Below are 1,924 nucleotides of genomic sequence, written 5' to 3'. Positions count from 1 at the left end.
CCCGGCTCCTCGCGAGCAGCGCCAGGACGCCGGTCGAGGCCTTCGCCGCGGGCGACCACCTCCGCGCCGTCCAGTTCCACCCCGAGTTCGACGCGGCCCGCAGCCGCGCGACGATCGCCGCGAGCCGGCGCATGCTCTCCGCCGCGCGCCCGGGCGGCTGCTCGGCGGCCCTCGGCACCGTCCGGGCGACCCCGTGGGCGGCGCAGGTGCTGGAGAACTGGATCGACGTCGTCGTCCGCACGTGAGGCTGCTCCCTCACCCTGACCCTCTCCCTCGATGAGCAGGGGGAGCGCACCTAAACCCCATTTAGATCGATCCCTTAGCGCAGGGGGATCGACGGGGCATTTCGGGCGTGATCTACGGGGCGGATGCGAAAGCATCCGCCCCCCTTCGTCTCGCTCGTCGTCGAACACTTCCAGAACCTGCCCGATCCGCGCGTTGAACGGACGCGGCTGCACTCCTTGCTGAACATCCTCGTGATGGCGCTGTGCGGGGTCGTCGCTGGCGCGGATGGGTGGGATCAGCTCTCGGCCTTCGCGAAGAACCGCAAGGAGTGGCTGGAGTCCTTCCTCGACATGCCGAGCGGCGTGCCCTGTGCTGACACCTTCAGCCGCGTCTTCTCGTCGCTGGAGCCGAAGGCGTTCGAGAAGTGCTTTCGAGAGCTCGTGGCGGGGCTCGCGAAGAGCTTCGAAGGTGAGGTCATCGCGATCGACGGGAAGTCGCTCAAAGGCGCGATCAAGAAGGCAGGGTCCAAGACTCCGCTCCATCTCGTCCATGTATGGGCCACGCAGCAGCGGCTGCTGCTCTCGCAGCGCGCCGTCACGCGCGGCGCTTCCGGGGAGACGGGGGCGAGCATGGAGATGCTCGCCCTGTTGGAGCTCCAGGGAGCCATCGTCACCACGGATGCCAACGGCTGCACGGCCGAGATGACGACCGCCATCCGCGCGAAAGGCGCGGACTTCGTCCTGGCGCTCAAGGGCAACCGCGGCAGGCAACACAAGTACGTGGCGGAACTCTTCGCCGAAGCCGAGTCCAAGCAATACGTAGGCGTCCCGACGCACGTCACGCGGGACGACGCCCACGGCCGGGTTGAAGAGCGAACCGTTCGGGTGCTCGAGCCGAGCGAATGGCCGGCCGGGAAGCGCGCGCAGTGGACTGACCGGCGCACCGCCGTGCAGGTCGAGCGAGTTCGGCTCATCAACGGCAAGACCAGCACGGAGCGCCACTACTACGTGTCGAGTCTCCCGCCAGATCCCGAAGTACACGCCCGCGTCGTTCGCGAGCACTGGGGCATCGAGAACCACCTCCACTGGTCCCTCGACGTCACCTTCGGCGAGGACCGCCGCATCATCCGGAACGAGGTGGGGGCACAGAACTTCGCCCTCATGGCGCGGATCGCGCTCATGCTCCTGCGAAACGAGAAGTCGGAGAAGCACGGCGCGCCCACGAAGCGAAAGATCGCCGCGTGGAATCCCGACTACATCTTCCGCGTCCTTACCGCCGGACTTTCCTAGCCTTTAGATGCGCTTCCCCTGCTCGGTGAGGGAGAGGGATCGCTACCCCCTTGTCTTCGCCTGGCGCACGTACCGATCGAGATCCTCGCGGTCGATCAGCGAGAGGATCTCCACCGCCGCCTGGTTCTCGCCGCGGCGGTAGATGAGCCGGACGTCGGTCGCGACCCGGACCCGGTAGTACCCCGGCAGCCCCTCCAGCGGGAGCGCCCGGAGGCTGGGGTGGCGGTGGTCCTGCGCCAGCAGGTGGGCCTGCTTGAAGGCGGCCCGCTGGATCCGGCGTTCCCAGCCCTCGAGCGAGTCGTAGAACTCGCGCGTGTAGACGGGGAGCAGCCAGGTCGCCTGCGCCTCGTCGGGCTCGTCGCCGCCCGTCCCCGGCGCGCCGGCGGCCGGGGTGGAGCCCTGCGCGGTGG

Annotated in this window: 3 protein-coding genes; 2 read left to right on the top strand and 1 reads right to left on the bottom strand. The window is 68.6% G+C overall.

All coding sequences use genetic code 11. The features are described 5' to 3' along the window. Both VI078_03460 and VI078_03455 read left to right on the top strand, forming a co-directional pair. Positions 1–245: hypothetical protein (locus VI078_03460; GenBank protein HEY5998341.1), on the top strand; the 245-nt coding region annotated here is incomplete at its 5' end. Between the two features lie 123 nt (positions 246–368). Beyond that, the gene (locus VI078_03455; GenBank protein HEY5998340.1) at positions 369–1,514 is read left to right on the top strand and encodes an ISAs1 family transposase; all 1,146 of its coding nucleotides are present in this window, start codon (positions 369–371) and stop codon (positions 1,512–1,514) included. A gap of 42 nt (positions 1,515–1,556) precedes the next feature. On the opposite strand, the gene VI078_03450 is transcribed toward VI078_03455, so the two are convergent. After that, positions 1,557–1,924: type II toxin-antitoxin system RelE/ParE family toxin (locus VI078_03450; GenBank protein HEY5998339.1), on the bottom strand; the 368-nt coding region annotated here is incomplete at its 5' end.

The organism is bacterium, assembly GCA_036524115.1.
Lineage (GTDB): Bacteria > JAUVQV01 > JAUVQV01 > JAUVQV01 > DATDCY01 > DATDCY01.
The sequence above is the reverse complement of the archived record's forward strand: the minus strand, read 5'-3'. Positions and strand labels throughout refer to the sequence as shown.

Excerpts from the sequence above, each read along its gene's own strand:
- VI078_03455 (HEY5998340.1), top strand. The coding sequence starts at position 369 with ATGCGAAAGCATCCGCCCCCCTTCGTCTCGCTCGTCGTCGAACACTTC.